15 protein-coding genes are annotated in these 16,922 nt (G+C 72.7%); 10 read left to right on the forward strand and 5 right to left on the reverse strand.

Annotated elements, in window-relative coordinates; genetic code table 11:
• Positions 1-53 precede the first annotated feature (53 nt).
• The 10 genes from BTM25_RS07545 (at position 54) to BTM25_RS07590 (ending at position 11,058) form a co-directional block, all read left to right on the forward strand.
• Complete coding sequence (locus BTM25_RS07545) at positions 54-1,034, forward strand: ribose-phosphate diphosphokinase (RefSeq protein ID WP_103561981.1); 981 nt, start codon at positions 54-56, stop codon at positions 1,032-1,034.
• Between the two features lie 332 nt (positions 1,035-1,366).
• Entirely contained in the window at positions 1,367-2,026 is a 660-nt protein-coding gene (locus BTM25_RS07550; protein ID WP_103561982.1) for a 50S ribosomal protein L25/general stress protein Ctc, read from the forward strand.
• 102 nt (positions 2,027-2,128) lie between these two features.
• Positions 2,129-2,707, forward strand: coding sequence for an aminoacyl-tRNA hydrolase (gene pth / locus BTM25_RS07555; RefSeq protein ID WP_168212042.1), 579 nt, complete (start codon positions 2,129-2,131; stop codon positions 2,705-2,707).
• 462 nt (positions 2,708-3,169) lie between these two features.
• Entirely contained in the window at positions 3,170-4,588 is a 1,419-nt protein-coding gene (locus BTM25_RS07560; protein WP_235828282.1) for a sugar transferase, read from the forward strand.
• Between the two features lie 46 nt (positions 4,589-4,634).
• Complete coding sequence (locus BTM25_RS07565; protein WP_103561984.1) at positions 4,635-5,498, forward strand: 3'(2'),5'-bisphosphate nucleotidase CysQ; 864 nt, start codon at positions 4,635-4,637, stop codon at positions 5,496-5,498.
• Positions 5,499-5,560: 62 nt separating this feature from the next.
• Positions 5,561-6,475 carry a sulfate adenylyltransferase subunit CysD gene (gene cysD, locus BTM25_RS07570; RefSeq protein ID WP_103561985.1) on the forward strand — a complete coding sequence of 305 codons (915 nt, stop codon included), beginning with the start codon at positions 5,561-5,563 and terminating at the stop codon, positions 6,473-6,475.
• A gap of 17 nt (positions 6,476-6,492) precedes the next feature.
• Complete coding sequence (locus BTM25_RS07575; RefSeq protein ID WP_103562817.1) at positions 6,493-7,755, forward strand: sulfate adenylyltransferase subunit 1; 1,263 nt, start codon at positions 6,493-6,495, stop codon at positions 7,753-7,755.
• A 4-nt stretch (positions 7,756-7,759) separates the two neighbouring features.
• Positions 7,760-8,737 carry a dTDP-glucose 4,6-dehydratase gene (rfbB, locus tag BTM25_RS07580; RefSeq protein WP_103561986.1) on the forward strand — a complete coding sequence of 326 codons (978 nt, stop codon included), beginning with the start codon at positions 7,760-7,762 and terminating at the stop codon, positions 8,735-8,737.
• 15 nt (positions 8,738-8,752) lie between these two features.
• Positions 8,753-9,706, forward strand: coding sequence for a sulfotransferase family protein (locus BTM25_RS07585; RefSeq protein WP_235828283.1), 954 nt, complete (start codon positions 8,753-8,755; stop codon positions 9,704-9,706).
• 83 nt (positions 9,707-9,789) lie between these two features.
• The gene (locus BTM25_RS07590; RefSeq protein ID WP_103561988.1) at positions 9,790-11,058 is read left to right on the forward strand and encodes a glycosyl hydrolase; all 1,269 of its coding nucleotides are present in this window, start codon (positions 9,790-9,792) and stop codon (positions 11,056-11,058) included.
• A 33-nt stretch (positions 11,059-11,091) separates the two neighbouring features.
• Here BTM25_RS07590 and BTM25_RS07595 read toward each other — a convergent pair whose 3' ends face one another.
• From BTM25_RS07595 to BTM25_RS07620, 5 genes are all read right to left on the reverse strand, one after another.
• Complete coding sequence (locus BTM25_RS07595) at positions 11,092-12,567, reverse strand: glycosyltransferase (RefSeq protein ID WP_103561989.1); 1,476 nt, start codon at positions 12,565-12,567, stop codon at positions 11,092-11,094.
• A gap of 460 nt (positions 12,568-13,027) precedes the next feature.
• On the reverse strand, positions 13,028-13,495 hold the full coding sequence (gene pssD / locus BTM25_RS07605) for a PssD/Cps14F family polysaccharide biosynthesis glycosyltransferase (protein WP_235828284.1): 468 nt from the start codon (positions 13,493-13,495) through the stop codon (positions 13,028-13,030).
• A 25-nt stretch (positions 13,496-13,520) separates the two neighbouring features.
• Entirely contained in the window at positions 13,521-15,032 is a 1,512-nt protein-coding gene (locus BTM25_RS07610) for a lipopolysaccharide biosynthesis protein (protein ID WP_103561991.1), read from the reverse strand.
• Positions 15,033-15,036: 4 nt separating this feature from the next.
• Positions 15,037-15,906, reverse strand: coding sequence for a sulfotransferase family protein (locus BTM25_RS07615; RefSeq protein WP_235828285.1), 870 nt, complete (start codon positions 15,904-15,906; stop codon positions 15,037-15,039).
• A complete protein-coding gene (locus tag BTM25_RS07620) occupies positions 15,899-16,921 on the reverse strand; it encodes a glycoside hydrolase family 26 protein (protein WP_103561992.1) in 1,023 nt (340 codons plus the stop codon). Before BTM25_RS07620 ends, BTM25_RS07615 begins: the two co-directional genes overlap by 8 nt.
• Position 16,922: the final 1 nt, after the last annotated feature.

Consider the following 16,922-nt stretch of genomic DNA (forward strand, 5'->3'; position numbering starts at 1 on the left):
CGCCCGTTCCCCGGGACGGGCGCACAGAGTCCTATGAGGGGGAGTTGTCGCAGGTGAGTGGGATCAAGGCGAGCGGCCAGAAGCAGATGATGCTGTTCTCCGGCCGCGCCCACCCGGAGCTGGCGAAGGAGGTGGCCGCTCACCTCGACATGGAGCTGACGCCGACCTCGGCGTATGACTTCGCCAACGGTGAGACGTTCGTCCGGTTCCTGGAGTCGGTGCGCGGTTCGGACGCGTTCGTCATCCAGAGCCACACGGCTCCGATCAACCAATGGATCATGGAGCAGCTCATCATGGTGGACGCGCTGAAGCGCGCCTCCGCCAAGCGGATCACCGTGGTGGCGCCGTTCTTCGGCTACGCCCGGCAGGACAAGAAGCACCGCGGGCGCGAACCGATCTCGGCCCGTCTCATGGCGGACCTGTTCAAGACGGCGGGCGCGCACCGGCTCATCACGGTCGACCTGCACACCGCGCAGATCCAGGGCTTCTTCGACGGCCCGGTGGACCACCTGTTCGCGCTGGACCTGCTCGCCGACCACTTCGAGTCGCGGCTCGACCTGACGCGGGTCACGGTCGTCGCGCCGGACGCGGGCCGGGTGCGCGTGACCGAGCGGTGGAGCGACCGGCTGGGCGGCGTCCCGATGGCGATCATCCACAAGAAGCGCGACCCCGACGTCGCCAACGAGGTGAAGGTCTTCGACGTCGTCGGCGAGGTCGCGGGCCGCACCTGCGTCATCGTGGACGACATGATCGACACCGGCGGCACGATCGTGAAGGCCGCGGACGCGCTGTTCGAGAACGGCGCGGCGAAGGTCGTCGTCGCGGCCACCCACGGCGTCCTGTCCGGGCCCGCGGTGGACCGCCTGAAGAACTCGCGGATCTCCGAGGTCGTGCTGACCAACACGCTCCCGATCCCCGAGGACAAGCAGTTCGACAAGCTGACCATCCTGTCGATCGCGCCGCTCGTCGCCCGCGCGATCAACGAGGTCTTCAGCGACGGCTCGGTGACCAGCCTCTTCGGCGGCCACAGCTAAACCCCTCCGCTCCCCGCCCCGCTGCGCGCCCGACGTCGCGCGCGCAGCACCCCCCTACGTCCCACCAGCGCCCGCGCGGGCGCCGTTCGCGCGCGCCCGTGAGTCCGCACGGCCGGGGTGGCGTGGGGCGGGGCGGGGATCGGTTAGACTTGTCGAATCCGCGTAGGCCCCGGGTCGCTCAGTTCGGTCCCGTGAGACGGGACGCGCACTCCCCGGGGAACGTGAGCACTCTTCGAGGCGCCTGACGCGTCGAGCATGCCTGATTGAGCTCTGTCCGCAGCGGACGTCCATGCCGGACGGCCGTGGATCGCAAAAAGCAAGGAGCTTCCGCCGTGTCCGAGGTACGCATCGCCGCCGAGCCGCGCACCGAGTTCGGTAAGGGTGCCGCGCGGCGCACCCGCCGGGCCGGCAAGGTTCCCGCAGTCCTCTACGGTCATGGCACCGAGCCGCAGCACATCACGCTGCCGGGCCACGACCTGATGCTGGCGCTCAAGACGCCGAACGTGCTCCTCACCATCGAGGGCCTCGCGTCGGGCGCCGAGCTGGCCCTGCCGAAGGACGTCCAGCGCGACCCGATCAAGGGCTTCCTGGAGCACGTCGACCTGCTGCTGGTGAAGCGCGGCGAGAAGGTCGCCGTGGACATCGCGGTGAACGTCGTCGGCGAGCCGGTGCCGGGCGCCCGCATCGAGCAGCCGGTCGTGCAGATCGCCGTCGAGGCCGAGGCGACGCACATCCCCGAGTCCGTCGAGGTGTCGGCCGACGGCCTGGAGATCGGCACGCAGATCCTCGCCAAGGACGTGAAGCTTCCGTCCGGCGTCCAGCTCACCGTGGACGACGACACGCTCATCGCCCAGATCGTGGACGCGACGCTGGAGGCCGGCCCGGCCGCCGAGCCGACCGAGGCCGAGGTCGCCGCCGCCGAGGAGGCGGAGGCCGCCGAGACCGCGGCCGAGGAGCAGCCCGCCGAGGAGACCGAGTCCGCCGGAGAGTGATCCGGTCGCGCCGCCCCCGCCGGGCGGCGGCAGACGCGCGCACGGCCCCCGCGGGCGGTACTTCCGCGGGGGCCGTCCGCTGTTCGGTCCGGGGACGGAGGAATGATGGCGGCTGAGCCGTGGCTGGTGGTGGGGCTCGGGAACCCGGGGCCGTCGTACGCGGGCAACCGGCACAACGCCGGGTTCCTCGTGCTGGACGTCCTGGCCGGACGGACGGGCGGCCGGTTCAAGGCGCACAAGGCCCGCGCCGACGTCGTCGAGGGACGGCTCGGCGCCGAGCGCGTCGTCCTCGCCAAGCCGCGCTCGTGGATGAACGAGTCCGGCGGCCCGGTGAAGGCGCTGCGCGACTTCTACAAGGTCCCGGTGGGGCGGCTCATCGTCGTCCACGACGAGCTGGACATCCCCTACGGCGCGATCCGGCTGAAGCGCGGCGGCGGTGACAACGGCCACAACGGGCTGCGGTCGATCACCAGGTCGCTGGGCGACCGCGAGTACCTGCGGGTGCGGTTCGGCGTGGGACGTCCGCCGGGCCGGATGGACGCGGCGACGTTCGTCCTGCGCGACTTCTCGGCCACCGAGCGCCGGGAGCTGGACCTGAACGCCGAGCAGGCCGCCGACGCCGTGGAGGCGCTGACGGCCGGCTCCCTGGAAGCCGCCCAGAACGCCTTCCACACCCCCTGACCCCGCAACATCGCAGCCATTCTTGACTTGTTTAGTGGACATACTGCGGCGTCGGACCGGACCTGGCCACCGGGGCGCACGCCGTCCGTCCGCGGCGCGGCGGGGCGCATCACCGCAGCGTGCGCCCGCCGTCCGCCGCCGGGCCGGACGTTTCCGCAGCTCAGAGCCGCATGATGCCGCCCGTCCCGGGGTGCGAACATCAGGCGAATGATGTGCGAATGACGGCTATATGGGACATAAATTCCGGTTAGGTAACTCTGTCCTACCTGGTCGAACTTCGACTTTCCCGGCCAATGGGACATCCGTAGGATCCAGAGCAACCGGCGGATAAGCCTTCGCCTGTGAACCTGGGACCGCCTTCGGGCGTCTTCGAGGTGGATCGTGGGGCATGGGCGCGGTAAAGGGGCTGGTGAGGCGTACATGGCTGTCGTCGACAGAGTCGAGCCGGAGACGCTTCCGCCCATGGCCGGGCCGGCCCCCCGGCCCCGGGACTGGCCGGCCCGCTACCGTCGGCTCGCGGTCCTGCTGGACTTCCTGTCCATGCTCGCCGCGGGCATGGCGGCGCTCGTCATCCGCTTCCCGGGCGCGTCCACCGGACGCAACCTCCCGTACGTGGTCTTCGGCGCGCTGCTGCCGTTCGCGTGGGTGCTGACGCACGTCCTGTCGCGCGCCTACCAGCCGCGGTTCGTCGGCGTCGGGTACGAGGAGTTCCACCGCGTCCTGCGCAGCGGGTTCGTCCTGACGGCGACCGTCGCGATCGTCGCGTACGCGACCAAGACCGAGGTCGCGCGCGGCTACGTGGTCATGGCGATGCCGCTCGGCACGCTGCTGAACCTGCTCGCGCGGTACCGGCTGCGCAAGTGGCTGCACCGGCGCCGCTGGCAGGGCGACTACATGCGCCGGGTCGTCGCGGTCGGGCACCGGGACGCGCTGGCCGACCTCATCCGGCTGCTGCGCGAGAAGGCCTACCACGGCATGGACATCGTCGCCGTCTGCCTCCCGCCGGGCCACGCCGCCGGGGACGTCGAAGGCGTCCCGGTCCTCGGCGACTTCGCCGCGTCGGCGTCGGTGGTGGAGCGCGTCGGCGCCGACTCGGTGGCCGTGCTCGCCTGCCCCGAGATGGACGGCGTGGCGCTGCGCCGCCTGGCCTGGCAGCTCGAACGCGACGACGTCGAGCTGGTCGTGGCGCCCGCGCTGATGGACGTCGCGGGCCCGCGCATCTCGATCCGCCCGATCATGGGCCTGCCGCTGCTGCACCTGGAGCACCCGGAGCTGGCGGGCGGGCGCAAGGTCCTCAAGGACCTCGTGGACCGGATGTTCGCGCTGGCCGGGCTCGCCGTGCTCAGCCCGCTGCTGCTGTGCGTCGCCTTCCTCATCAAGGTCACCAGTTCGGGGCCGGTCATGTTTCGGCAGGTCCGGGTGGGACGCGACGGCGAGGAGTTCACCGTCCTGAAGTTCCGGACGATGGTCGCCGACGCCGAGTCCCGCAAGCACGAGCTGCTGGCGAGCAACGAGTACGACGGCGTCCTGTTCAAGATCAAGTCCGATCCGCGGATCACGCGCGTCGGCCGGGTGCTGCGCCGCTACTCGCTGGACGAGCTGCCGCAGCTCATCAACGTGGTGCGCGGGGACATGTCGCTCGTCGGCCCGCGTCCGCCGCTGCCCGACGAGGTCGCCCGGTACGGCGGCGACGTGTACCGGCGGCTGGTCGTGAAGCCGGGCCTGACGGGGTTGTGGCAGGTCAGCGGCCGGTCCGACCTGAGTTGGGACGAGTCCGTCCGCCTCGACCTGCGCTATGTGGACAACTGGTCGCTCGCCCTGGACCTCCAGATCATGTGGAAGACGTGGTCGGCCGTGGTGCGCGGCTCGGGCGCGTACTGACCTGGTGGACAATGGGGGGAATTCCCGGACGACTGACGGAGCGCGGATGACGGAGCACACGGCGGCGGACGACCACGCGCTCGCCGCGGAGCTGGCCACCGAGGCCGGACGGCTGCTGCTGGCCGTCCGGGCGGAGGTGGGCCACGGCGACCCGCGCGTCCTCAAGGACACCGGCGACCTGCGCGCCCACGAGCACCTGATGGCCGCGATCGCCGAGCGCCGTCCGGGCGACGCCGTCCTGTCGGAGGAGGGCCGCTCGTCGGCGGCGGGCAAGCGCTCGCGCGGCGGCGCGGACCGCGCCCCGACGGGCAACACCCGCGACGCCGACCGCCTCGCCGCCGACCGGGTGTGGATCGTGGACCCGCTGGACGGCACCCGCGAGTACTCCGAGGAGGGCCGCGCGGACTGGGCCGTCCACGTGGCGCTCTGGGTGAAGGGCGAACTGGCGGCCGGAGCCGTCGCGCTGCCCGCGCAGGGTGTGACGTTGCGCACGGTTCCGGGCGGTGCCAGGGCGGGCGAGACGGACCTGCGCGTCCCCGAACCCGAGCCCGGGAAGCTGCGCATTGCGGTCAGCCGGACCCGTCCGCCGGAGTTCGTCCAGCGGCTCGCGGAGAAGCTCGACCTCGACGTGACGCTCGTGCCCATCGGCTCGGCGGGCGCGAAGATCTCGGCCGTCCTGCTGGGCGAGGTCGACGCCTACGTCCACGCGGGCGGCCAGTACGAGTGGGACTCGGCCGCCCCGGCGGCGGTGGCGCTGGCCGCGGGCGCCCACGCGTCCCGGGTGGACGGGTCGCCACTGGCCTATAACCGGCCGGACCCCACATTGCCGGATATCCTGGTGTGCCACCCCGTGTCGGCATCGACGCTGCTGACCGGCATCCGGGATGTGAGCGACGCCCTGCCGGGTTGACCCAGAGAAGGCCCGGCGCCCCACCGGTGCGACCGCCAGAGAGCGTGGAGAGACCCGAGACGATGCAGCGCTGCGATTATCTGCTGTCCCAGTTGGACGTCCTCGAAGCCGAGTCCATTCAGATCATCCGGGAGGTGGCGGCGGAGTTCGAGCGTCCCGTGCTGCTGTTCTCCGGCGGCAAGGACAGCATCGTGATGCTGCGCCTGGCGCAGAAGGCGTTCGCGCCGGCGCCGGTCCCGTTCCCGGTGATGCACGTGGACACCGGCCACAACTTCCCCGAGGTGATCGAGTACCGGGACCGGCGGGTGGCCGAGCTGGGCGTCCGGCTGGTGGTGGCGTCGGTGCAGGCGTCGATCGACTCCGGGCGCGTGGTGGAGGAGACGGGCCGTCGCGCGAGCCGCAACCGCCTCCAGACCACGACACTGCTGGACGCGATCGAGGAGCACCGTTTCGACGCGGCGTTCGGCGGCGCCCGCCGCGACGAGGAGAAGGCCCGCGCCAAGGAGCGGGTGGTGTCGTTCCGCGACGAGTTCGGCCAGTGGGACCCGAAGAACCAGCGGCCCGAGCTGTGGAACCTGTACAACACCAAGATCCGCCAGGGTGAGCACGTGCGGGTGTTCCCGCTCTCGAACTGGACGGAGCTGGACATCTGGGACTACGTGCGGCGTGAGGAGCTGGAGCTTCCGTCGATCTACTTCGCGCATTCGCGGCGGGTGTTCGAGCGCGACGGGATGCTGCTGGCGGACCTGCCGTACGCCAACCGGGGCGACGACGAGCCGGTGTTCGAGGCCACGGTCCGGTACCGGACGGTCGGCGACGCGTCCTGCACGGGCGCGGTGAAGTCGTCGGCGGTGTCGCTGGACGACGTGATCGAGGAGATCGCGGCCACCCGGATCACCGAGCGCGGCCAGACCCGCGCCGACGACCGGGCCAGCGAGGCCGCGATGGAGGACCGCAAGAAGGAGGGCTATTTCTGATGGCCGCCCCCAAGCAGATGGACATCCTGCGGTTCGCCACCGCCGGCAGCGTGGACGACGGCAAGTCCACCCTCATCGGCCGGCTGCTGTACGACTCCAAGTCGATCTTCGAGGACCAGCTCGAATCGGTGGAGCGCACCAGCGCCGACCGGGGCGAGGAGTACACCAACCTGGCGCTGCTGACCGACGGCCTGCGGGCCGAGCGCGAGCAGGGCATCACGATCGACGTGGCGTACCGCTACTTCGCGACGCCGCGCCGCAAGTTCATCATCGCCGACACCCCCGGGCACATCCAGTACACCCGGAACATGGTCACCGGCGCCTCCACCGCCGACCTGGCGATCATCCTGGTGGACGCCCGCAAGGGCATCCTGGAGCAGTCGCGCCGCCACGCGTTCCTGACGACGCTGCTGAAGGTCCCGCACCTGGTCGTCGCGGTCAACAAGATGGACCTGGTCGGCTACGAGCAGGGCACCTACGAGTCGATCGTGGATGAGTTCACGGCGTTCGCGTCCAAGCTGGACGTGGCGGACCTGACCTTCATCCCGCTGTCGGCGCTGCACGGCGACAACGTGGTGGAGCGGTCGGTGAACATGCCCTGGTACGAGGGGCCGTCGCTGCTGCACCACCTGGAGCACGTCCACATCGCCTCCGACCGCAACCTGATCGACGTGCGGTTCCCGGTCCAGTACGTGATCCGCCCGCACGCCTCCACCGACCCCGAGCTGCACGACTACCGCGGCTACGCGGGCCAGGTCGCCGGCGGCGTGCTCAAGCCCGGTGACGAGGTCGTCCACCTCCCGTCCGGCCTCACCACCACGATCACGCACATCGACGGCCCGGGCGGGCCCGTCGACGAGGCGTTCGCCCCGATGTCGGTCACCCTGCGCCTGGCCGACGAGATCGACATCTCCCGCGGCGACATGATCGCCCGGCCGAACAACCGGCCGGAGGTCGCCCAGGACCTCGACGCGATGGTCTGCTGGATGACGCCCGACCGGCAGCTCACACCGCGGATGAAGGTCGTCCTCAAGCACACGACGCGGACGGCCAAGGCGATGGTGAAGGAGCTGAACTACCGCCTGGACGTCAACACGCTGCACCGCGACGAGTCCGCGCAGAGCCTCGGCCTCAACGAGATCGGCCGCGTGTCCCTGCGCGTCACCCAGCCGCTGTTCGTGGACGACTACGCCCGCAACCGCCTCACCGGCGGCTTCATCCTCATCGACGAGGCCACCAACAACACCGTCGCCGCCGGCATGATCACCGGGGCGAAGTAGCCGGGTGGCGCGCCGGGTGCTGGTCACGGGCGGAGCGGGCTTCGTCGGCTCGCAGTACGTCCGTGACCTGGTGTCCGGGCGGTACCCGGAGTGGGCGGGCGCCCGCGTCACGGTCCTGGACGCGCTGACCTACGCGGGCGACCTCGCCAACCTCGCCCCGGTGGACGGCGGGTACGCGTTCGTGCACGGCGACGTGTGCGACGCGGCGCTGCTGGCCGACGTCGTCCCGGGCCACGACGCGGTGGTGAACTTCGCCGCCGAGTCGCACGTGGATCGTTCCATCGAGGACGCGTCGGTGTTCGTCCGCACCAACACGCTCGGCGTCGAGACGCTCATGCGGGCGTGCCTGGACGCGGGCGTGCCCCGGATCGTCCAGGTCTCCACCGACGAGGTCTACGGCAGCGCCGACGACGGCACGGCCTTCGGCGAGGACGCCCCGCCGCGCCCGAGCTCCCCCTACGCGGCGGCGAAGGCGGGCGGCGACCTGGTCGCGCTCGCCTACGCCCGCACCCACGGCCTCCCGGTGTCGGTGACGCGCTGCGGCAACACCTACGGCCCGTACCAGTACCCCGAGAAGCTGATCCCGCTGTTCGTCACGAACCTGCTGCAAGGACGTCCGGTGCCGCTCTACGGCGACGGCCGCAACGTCCGGCAGTGGACGCACGTCGAGGACCACGCCCGCGCCGTCCAGCTCGTCGCCGAACGCGGCGAGCCCGGCGCCGTCCACCACATCGTCGGCACGACGTCCCTGAGCAACCGCGACCTCACCGCGCGCCTGCTGGAGCTGTGCGACGCTCCTCCGGACATGGTCCGATACGTCCCCGACCGCAAAGGCCATGATCTACGCTATCGGCTCAGCGGCGACCGGTTGCGGCGGCTTGGATACGCCCCCGCGGTGCCGTTCGAGCGGGGCCTGGCCGCGACGGTCCGCTGGTACGCGGACCACACCGACTGGTGGAAGGCGGCGCGGTACGCGCCCTGAGAGAGCGAGCTGACGTTGAGCGCATCGGAACGTCCCGTCGTCGTGTTCATCGGCGGGCTGGGACGCAGCGGCTCCACGCTGCTGGAACGGATCGTCGGCGAACTGCCCGGGGCGTTCGCGCTCGGCGAGGCCGTCCATCTGTGGCAGCGCGGCGTGCTGGACGGCGAGCGCTGCGGCTGCGGCGCCACGTTCGGCGAGTGCGTGTTCTGGCAGCGGGTCGGCGCCGAGGCGTTCGGGGGCTGGGACGCGTTCGACATCGACGCGTTCCTGGAGCTGAAGGGCTCGGTGGACCGGACGCGCTTCATCCCGTCGCTCGCCCGCCGGAGACTCGCCGCGCCGCTGGCCGAGCGCGTCCGGCGCCACAACGCGGTCTACGCGCGGCTGTACCGCGCCGCGCGGACGGCCGGGGACGCCCGCGTGCTCATCGACTCCAGCAAGTCCGCGTCGCTCGCGCACTGCCTGCGCTGGAGCGACGAGATCGACCTGCGGATCGTCCACGTCGTGCGGGACCCGCGCGCGGTCGCGCACTCGTGGGCCAAGGTGGTGCGGCGGCCCGAGGCGGCGGACGGCTCGGCCGAGGGCGAGTTCATGGCCCGCTGGTCGCCCGCCAAGACCGCGCTGCACTGGGACGCCCAGAACGCCGGGTTCGACGTGCTCGCGCGGCGCGGCGTGCCGACGCTGCGGGTGCGGTACGAGGAGTTCACGGCCGAGCCGTCCGGGACGGTCCGGCGCGTCGCCCGGTTCGCGGGCCTGCCCGACGCCGAGCCGCCGTTCGAGGACGCGACGACCGTCCGGCTCGCCGCCAACCACCAGGTGGCGGGGAACCCCATGCGCTTCCGCACCGGCGCGGTGGAACTGCGCGCGGACGAGGCGTGGAAGGAGGCGACCGGCCCGCTGCACCGCGCGGTCGTCACGGCCGTGACCGCCCCGATGCTCGGCCGGTACGGCTATTCCCGACGAATTCACTAGAGAATTGCCCGTAATGCGACCTGTCGACTGTCCCAATGTGGCCGCAGATTCCGTTATGTAAGTGACGCGGCTATCTTCGGGTCGTGCTTGATTCATCCGGACGTTCCCCGCATTCCCGCGAAACTCGGCGTCGCGCGCGCCGCCGGGCCCGGCGCCTCGCCGAGATCGCCCTCGGCTGCGCCGCCATCGCGGGCGGACTCGTCGTCGCGCTGGACGCCCGGTCCGAACCGGCCGCCGTGCAATCGGTGGACGACACCTGGCCCGTGGGCGCGACCGACGACGTCACGCCCGCCGTCTCGCCGACCACCGCGCCGACCACCGCGCGGCCCACGGTGACGCCGTCCGCCCGCGCGGCCGACGGCGACCGCAAGACCGTCCGCACCGCGCGCCGGACCGTGCGCCGGACCGCGAAGCCGGGGCTCCGCGCGCAGGACGACTGCGCGCAGCGCGCCGACCTCGTGCCCGGCTGCGGGACGTGGTGGGGCGTGAGCCCGGGTGTCGACTCCCTGGCCACGCTGGAGTCGGAGGTCGGGCGCTCGTTCGACATCGTCCACTTCTGGTACGGCGTCGACCAGGTCAACGTGCCGAGCCCGCCCGCCCGGCAGCTCGCCGCCCAGGGCCGGATCCTGCACGTCAACATCGCGAGCCGCCCGTTCGGCGGTTCCGGGGACGCCCGCTGGGCCGACGTCGCCGCCGGCCGCTGGGACGCCTCGCTCGCCCGGCAAGCTCAGGGCATCGCCGGGCTCCGCACGCCCGTGTTCGTCACGTTCGACCACGAGCCCGACGCCAAGCCGAAGATCAACAGCCGGGGCACGCCCGAGGACTACGTGCGCGCGTGGCGGCACGTCCACGACGTCTACACGCGCTACGGCGCCACCAACGCCGTCTGGACGTGGGTGCTGACCGGCTACGCGGGCAACCTGCCGCGCGCCGCGCGCTTCTACCCGGGCAACTCCTACGTCGACTGGATCGGCTGGGAGAACTACCTCGGCACGCTCTGCGACGGCCGGACGTGGGAGGACCGCAGGTTCCGCACGTTCGAGGAGACCTTCCTCCCCTTCTACAACTGGCTGAAGGGCGACGGCGCCCGCGCGGGCATCGACCCGGATAAGCCGTACATGCTCAACGGCATGGCCTCGGTCCGGTTCGAGGACCCGAATCTGTCGGTGCGCTGGTACGCGCAGATCCCGCGGGCGCTGAGCCGCTACCCGCAGATCAAGGCGGTGCAGCTCTGGCAGCCGCCGAAGGGCATGGCCTGCCCGTACCGGCTCATGGACCGGCCGCTGGAGGTCGTGGCGTTCGCGCACGCGGGCCAGGCGCCGTACGTCAACCCCGACGAGCTGGACGGGTGAGTCCGGGGGCGGCGCCCGCCGCCCCCGGCCCGCTCAGATCCCGCGTCCCCGGCGATGCAGGAACCGGACGATCCGGTCCGCGCCGACCAGCCGCAGCGCCACCGCCACCGCCAGGTAGGCGCGCGGCTCCCGCCAGTTCGCCCGCGCCGTGCGGGCCGCCCAGCGCAGCGCGGCGCGGCGCCGCCCCGACGCGGCCTCGGCGAACGCGATCTGCCCGGTGATCCGGGCGCGTCCGGCCGGGACGAGCCGGAACTCGGGGAAGCGCTCCAGCAGCCAGTCCAGCGCGTCCGCGATCGTCCGCCACCGCTGCGCGAAGTACGACCGCTGGTGCCACAGCACCTCGACATGGACGTCCGGCACGTTCACGATCACGCCGTGCCGCGCCGCCCGGAGCAGAAACTCGTAGTCCTCGCCGTAGCTGCCGGGGACTTCCTCGCTGACCAGGCCGAAGCCGTCCACGAGCGCGTCCCGGCGCAGGACGAACGTGGAGGGGTGCAGTTCGGTGAGCCGCGACCGCAGCAGGTCGGCGAACGCGACGGTGCGCCGGTCGAGCGTCCGGTCGACGGTGGTCTCGCCGTAGAGCACGCGGATGCCGCAGCAGGCCAGCACGGCGCCGGGCGTCGCGCGCAGCGCCGTGACCTGCGCGGTGAGCTTGCCGGGCAGCCAGCGGTCGTCGTCGTCGCAGAACGCGACCAGCGTGCCCGTCGCGGCGAGGATGCCGGTGTTGCGGGCGCCCGCGAGACCGGGCGTGCGGCCGTTGACGGTGACCGAGACGCGCCGCCGGTCCTTCTCCAGGGCCAGCCCGTGGTCGGGTTCGGCCTGGTCGTGGACGACGAGGCAGTGGATCTCGCCGGGGTAGTCCTGGGCGAGGACGGCGTCGATCGCGGTCCGCAGCAGCTCGGGACGGTCCCGCGTCGCGATCACGACGGTCACCTCCGGCCACTCGCCGGCCTCGGCGGCTTCCGGCTCGGGCGCGTCCGACGGGCCGGACGCCACCGCCATCAGCGTGTCGATGAGCGTGCCCGTCCGCCGCACGGCCGCCGCCTGCGCCGCCCCGGAGTCGCCCTCGGCGAGCAGGTAGCGGCGCGGGTCGTCCAGGAGGGCGTCGAGCCGTCCGTGCAGGTCCTCCTCGGACGCGCACGCGACCACGAGCCCCTTGTCGGCGATGCGGCGCAGGAAGTCGATCTGATGGCCGTCGACGATCTCCTCCAGCGTCGGGTCGCGCGGCACGATGACCGGCAGCCGGCCGAGCCGCCGCGCCTCGCCGATCGTGGACGCCCCGGCGTGCGTGACGACGACCGCCGCCCGCTCCATCAGCTCCAGCAGCTCGGCGTGGTCGAGGAAGTCGCGGGCCTCGGCGTGCTCGGGCGCCCGGGACGACCCGTGCTGCACGACGCAGCGCACCCGGTCCCCGGCGCCGGCGGCCCAGGCGTCCACCCATGCGATGAGCCGGTCGAACCTGTGGTGGTCGGTGCCGACCGTGACCAGCACCAGCGGACGTTCGTTCACAGTGTTCCCCGCTCGCCTACGGCGCGCTCTGAGCCGCGCGCTTCCCTCGTCGCTCTGGTCGCAAGCTCCCGCCGCTCCTCAGTCCAGCGCGCGGCGCGCGCCGCAGGCGCGCGCTGTGTCTCCCGCGCGCCCGCGGCGCGCTTCGAGCCGCGCGCTTCCCTCGTCGCTCTGGTCGCAAGCTCCCGCCGCTCCTCAGTCCAGCGCGCGGCGCGCGCCGCGGGCGCGCGCTGTGTCTCCCGCACGCCCGCGGCGCGCCCGAAGCCGCGCGCTTCCCTCGTCACGTGCTCACTCGTCCCTCGCTGCGCGCGCTCCTCAGTCCAGCGCGCGGCGCGCGCCGCAGGCGCGCGCTGTGTTCCCCGCGCGCCCGCGGCGCGCCACATGCCGCGCGCTTCCCTCGTCGCTCTGGTCGCAAGCTCCCGCCGCTCCTCAGTCCAGCGCGCGGCGCGCGCCGCAGACGCGCTCACAGCAGGTTCCCCACGACGACGGCGTTCCGGTAGAAGCGGCGTTGCTCCTCCCACTGGACGAGGAACAGCGAGGCGAACGGGCGGCACAGCCGTCCGGTCAGGGTCGGCGAGTCGATGCGGTCGTAGACCTCGATGTAGACCGACGGGATGCGCATCAGCCGGGCCAGCACGAAGAACGGGAGCGCGACGCCCGCCCCGGCCGACACGATCGCGTCCGGCCGGGACCGGCGCAGCAGCCGCCACGCGAGCCGCGTGTTGCGCAGCAGGTTCGGGATGTTGCGGGTGGTCGGGTGGTGCGCCCACACGACCGCGTCCTCCCCGGCCAGCAGCGACTCGGCGTGCCGCGACTCGAACGTCACCCAGGTGCGCCGGTGCCCCTTCCACCACGCCTCCAGGGCGACGAGCTGAGTGAGGTGGCCGCCGGCCGATCCGATGAGCAGGACATGGCGAGGGGGTTCGGGCACGTGCGTCTCCTGGGGGGTGCAGCGGTCACGGCGCGGCCGTCCCGCGCCGGACCCGGCGCAGCCGGTCGAGTTTCAGCAGGTCCCGGGCGCGCAGGCAGGCCGCCGCGTAGCCGGCGGCGCCGAGCGCGCCCGCGGCGGCGAGCGGGACGAGCCCGCCGCCCAGCAGCCGGGGGACGAGGGGTGGGACGCCGAGGCAGAGCGCGGCCAGCGCCGCCGCCGTCAGCGTGCCGCGGCCGAACGGGTGCAGCCGCAGCGCGACGGCGATCTGGACGAGCGGCACCGCGTTCTTGACGACGAGCCCGATCGACCAGCCCACGGCAGCCCCGGTGATGCCCATGCGGGGGATGAGCACCGCGTCGGCCGCGATGTTGACCGACATCGCGAGGACGATGTTGGCGAGGTTCCACGACGTCTTCCCCGCCATGATCAGGACGGTGTCGACCTGCCCGCAGATCGTGGCGAACAGCATCGTCAGCGACAGGACCACGACGACGGTCGCGCCGTCCTGGTAGCCGGGGCCGAACAGCCGCAGCGCGTGCGGCGCGAACGCGGCGAACAGCAGGTAGACGGGCCAGGTCAGCAGGACGAGCCAGGACGTCGCCGTCTGGTACAGCTCCCGTGCGCCGCGCAGGTCGCCGCGCGAGAGGACCTCGCTGAGCTGCGGCTGCACGGCCTGGCCGAGCGCCTGGTTGCCGATCTGCCCGACGACCACGAACCGCGTCGCGGCGGTGTAGACGGCGGCCTGGACGGGCCCGAGCAGCGACGCGACCAGCACGATGTCGAACCGCTGCAGGACGATCTGCGCCAGCGACGCCACGGCGCGCGGTGCGGTGTAGCGCCAGAACTCCCGGGCCGTCCCGGGCTCGGCGGCGCCGTCGCCCGTCCCGCGCATGAGCGAGCGCAGCCACAGCACGGCGACGACGGCGCTCAGCAGGTACGGCCCGGCCCAGCCGAGCCCGAGCGACCAGGTCGCGCCCGCCACGGCGGCGGCGGCCAGCGCGGCGAGCTGGACGGCCTGGCGGCCGATGCTCTCGGTCAGCGCGGTCGGCCGCATGGCGCGAAAGCCCCGCGTCGCGGCGAGCGCGGTGTCGCTCAGCACGGCGGCGGGCAGGAAGACCGCGAGCGCGCGCAGATAGCGGACGCCCTCGCCGCCCGCGCCGTCCAGCGCGACGTCGGCGAGCCACGGCGCGGCGGCGTAGATCCCGGCGCCGGCGGCGACGGCCGCGCCGAGCACGGCGGGCACCGCGACCCGCACGTACGCCGCCGCGCGGCCCGCGCGGCCGAGGGCGCGGCTGCGGGCGATGAAGTACACGAGCCCGACGTCGGTGCCGAGCCGGGCGAGCGCCGCGCCGACGAGGAACACGGTCGTGGCCGCGAAGAACACTCCGGCGCTGTGCTTGCTGAACCCCCGCGTCAGCACGACGACGATCGCGAACTGCGCGAGCGCGCCGAAGCCCGCCGCCACGATGTTGAGGACGCCGCCGCGGGCGAGCGCGCGCAGGTCGGCGGTGCCCCGCGCGGGCGCCGTCGCGGTCATCGGGTCAGCGCCACGACGGCGCCTTGCCGAGCCAGCGGGTCAGCCGCTCGTCCTCGGGGGCGAAGTGGTCGTCCAGCTCGCGGCGCAGCGCGTCGGGGAACGCGGCGGCGCGCGGCGCGGAGTTGTGCCGCTCGAACACCGGGTAGCCGGTGCGGGGGAGGCCGAGGAAGTCCAGGACGCCGTCGTACACCGTCTCGGGGGACGTGGCCAGCTCGTGGTTGTCGACGACGTGGATGCGCTCGCGCCCGACGAGCCCTTCGAGCCGTTCGAGCTGCTCGGCGTACCGTCCGCGCGCCCGGTAGGCGTGGTGCTGGACGGCGAAGCTCACGTACGCCGGATCCTCGACCATGCGCTCGATCTCGCCGCGCAGCCGCTCGTCCTCCAGCTCCAGGGCGCGGTCGAACGGCTCGGTCTCGAAGCCGCGCCGCACCTCCTGGGCGTGCGCGGAGTAGGCGCGCTCGACGGGGTCGCGGACCATGACGATCAGCTTGGCGTCCGGCAGGTCGCGGGCGATGCGCTCGGGCGCGAGCGGGTGGAACAGGTAGAACGGGCTGGCCTCGAACGTCTGCGGACGGATGCCGGTGCGGCGCTCAGAGAGCCGTGCGGTGGCCGTCAGCGGGAAGTGCCCCCGGTACCAGGCGAAGCCGCGCTGGTAGGACATGTCGAAGTAGTGGACGCCCTTGTCGAACCGGTCCCGCAGGACGCCCGGATGCTCGCGCAGGTAGCGGAACAGCGAGGTGGTCCCGCAGCGCTGGGCGCCGACGATGAGGAAGTCGGGGACCATCCGGGCCTCGTGGGTGAGTCTGCCCACCGCGCGCAGGCCCTTGCGGACGGTCTGCTTCGCCGGACGGACCAGCGCCGAGGAATCAGCCACGCCGTCTCCTTTGGTCGGGGTCGAAGTAGGGGGTGTGGGCCAGGTCGCGGAACGCCTTCATCGACGCCGGGTGCCCGCGCAGCGAGTACCGCATGACGGTGCTCGCGTTGTGCTGGTGGTCCTTGTCGTAGTACGCGACGGCCTTGACCTGGGCGTTCTGCTGGATGTACGTCCCGAACGACTGGAGCCAGCCGACCCGCGCCCCGCCATTCTCCTCCGCACCGTATTCGCCGATGACCGCAGGTTTGTCATGCTTGCCGGCCCAGGCCAGCCACGCGCCGAAGATCTTCGCGGGCTCGGTCAGCGTGGGGTAGGCGTAGCCGTCGGAGCAGAGCCAGTCCACCTGGCCGTCGCCCGGGTAGTAGGCGGGCGCCCGCCCGTTGTCGAACCCCTCGGCCGTCGGGCACCACACCCAGCCGACGTTGTCCGCGCCCTCGTCGTGGAAGATCGCGCGGATGCGCTTCCACGCGGCGATGTACTTCTTCGGGCCGCCGACCTCGGACGCGAGGTTGGGACGATCCATCTCGCCCCGCCAGGCCAGCAGGACGGGCTTGCCGAGCGCCTTGAGCCCCCGCGCGCGGGCGCGGATCACGTCGTCCTGGTCCCCGTCGATGATCGACCCGGTCTTGGTGCCGCCCCACCCGATCATCACGACGCGCCCCTCGCCCGCGAACCGGCGGTCGACGTCGCGCGGGAACTCCTTGTTCCACGGGTAGTAGGTGCGGACGAGGTCGAGCGGCCCGCCGATCCGGCGGTCGTAGTCGGTGACGGCGTTGATCAGCCCCTGCTGCGTGTGGTCGCCGTCGCGCGGTTCGACGTAGGCGCCGAACCACGCGCCCGTGCGGGGCGCTTGCGGACCGCCGCGCGGATAGTCCGCGAGCCCCCGGACGTCCGGTCCGCCGTGCCGCCAGGCGTAGACCGCGCCGCCGCCCGCGACCGCCAGTCCCGCCGCCAGCCCGGCGGCGACCGCGCGCCGCCGCCCCGTCCCGCCGGACGCTCCCGCCGACTTGTTCACC

This window comes from Actinomadura rubteroloni, from assembly GCF_002911665.1.
GTDB classification, from domain to species: domain Bacteria; phylum Actinomycetota; class Actinomycetes; order Streptosporangiales; family Streptosporangiaceae; genus Spirillospora; species Spirillospora rubteroloni.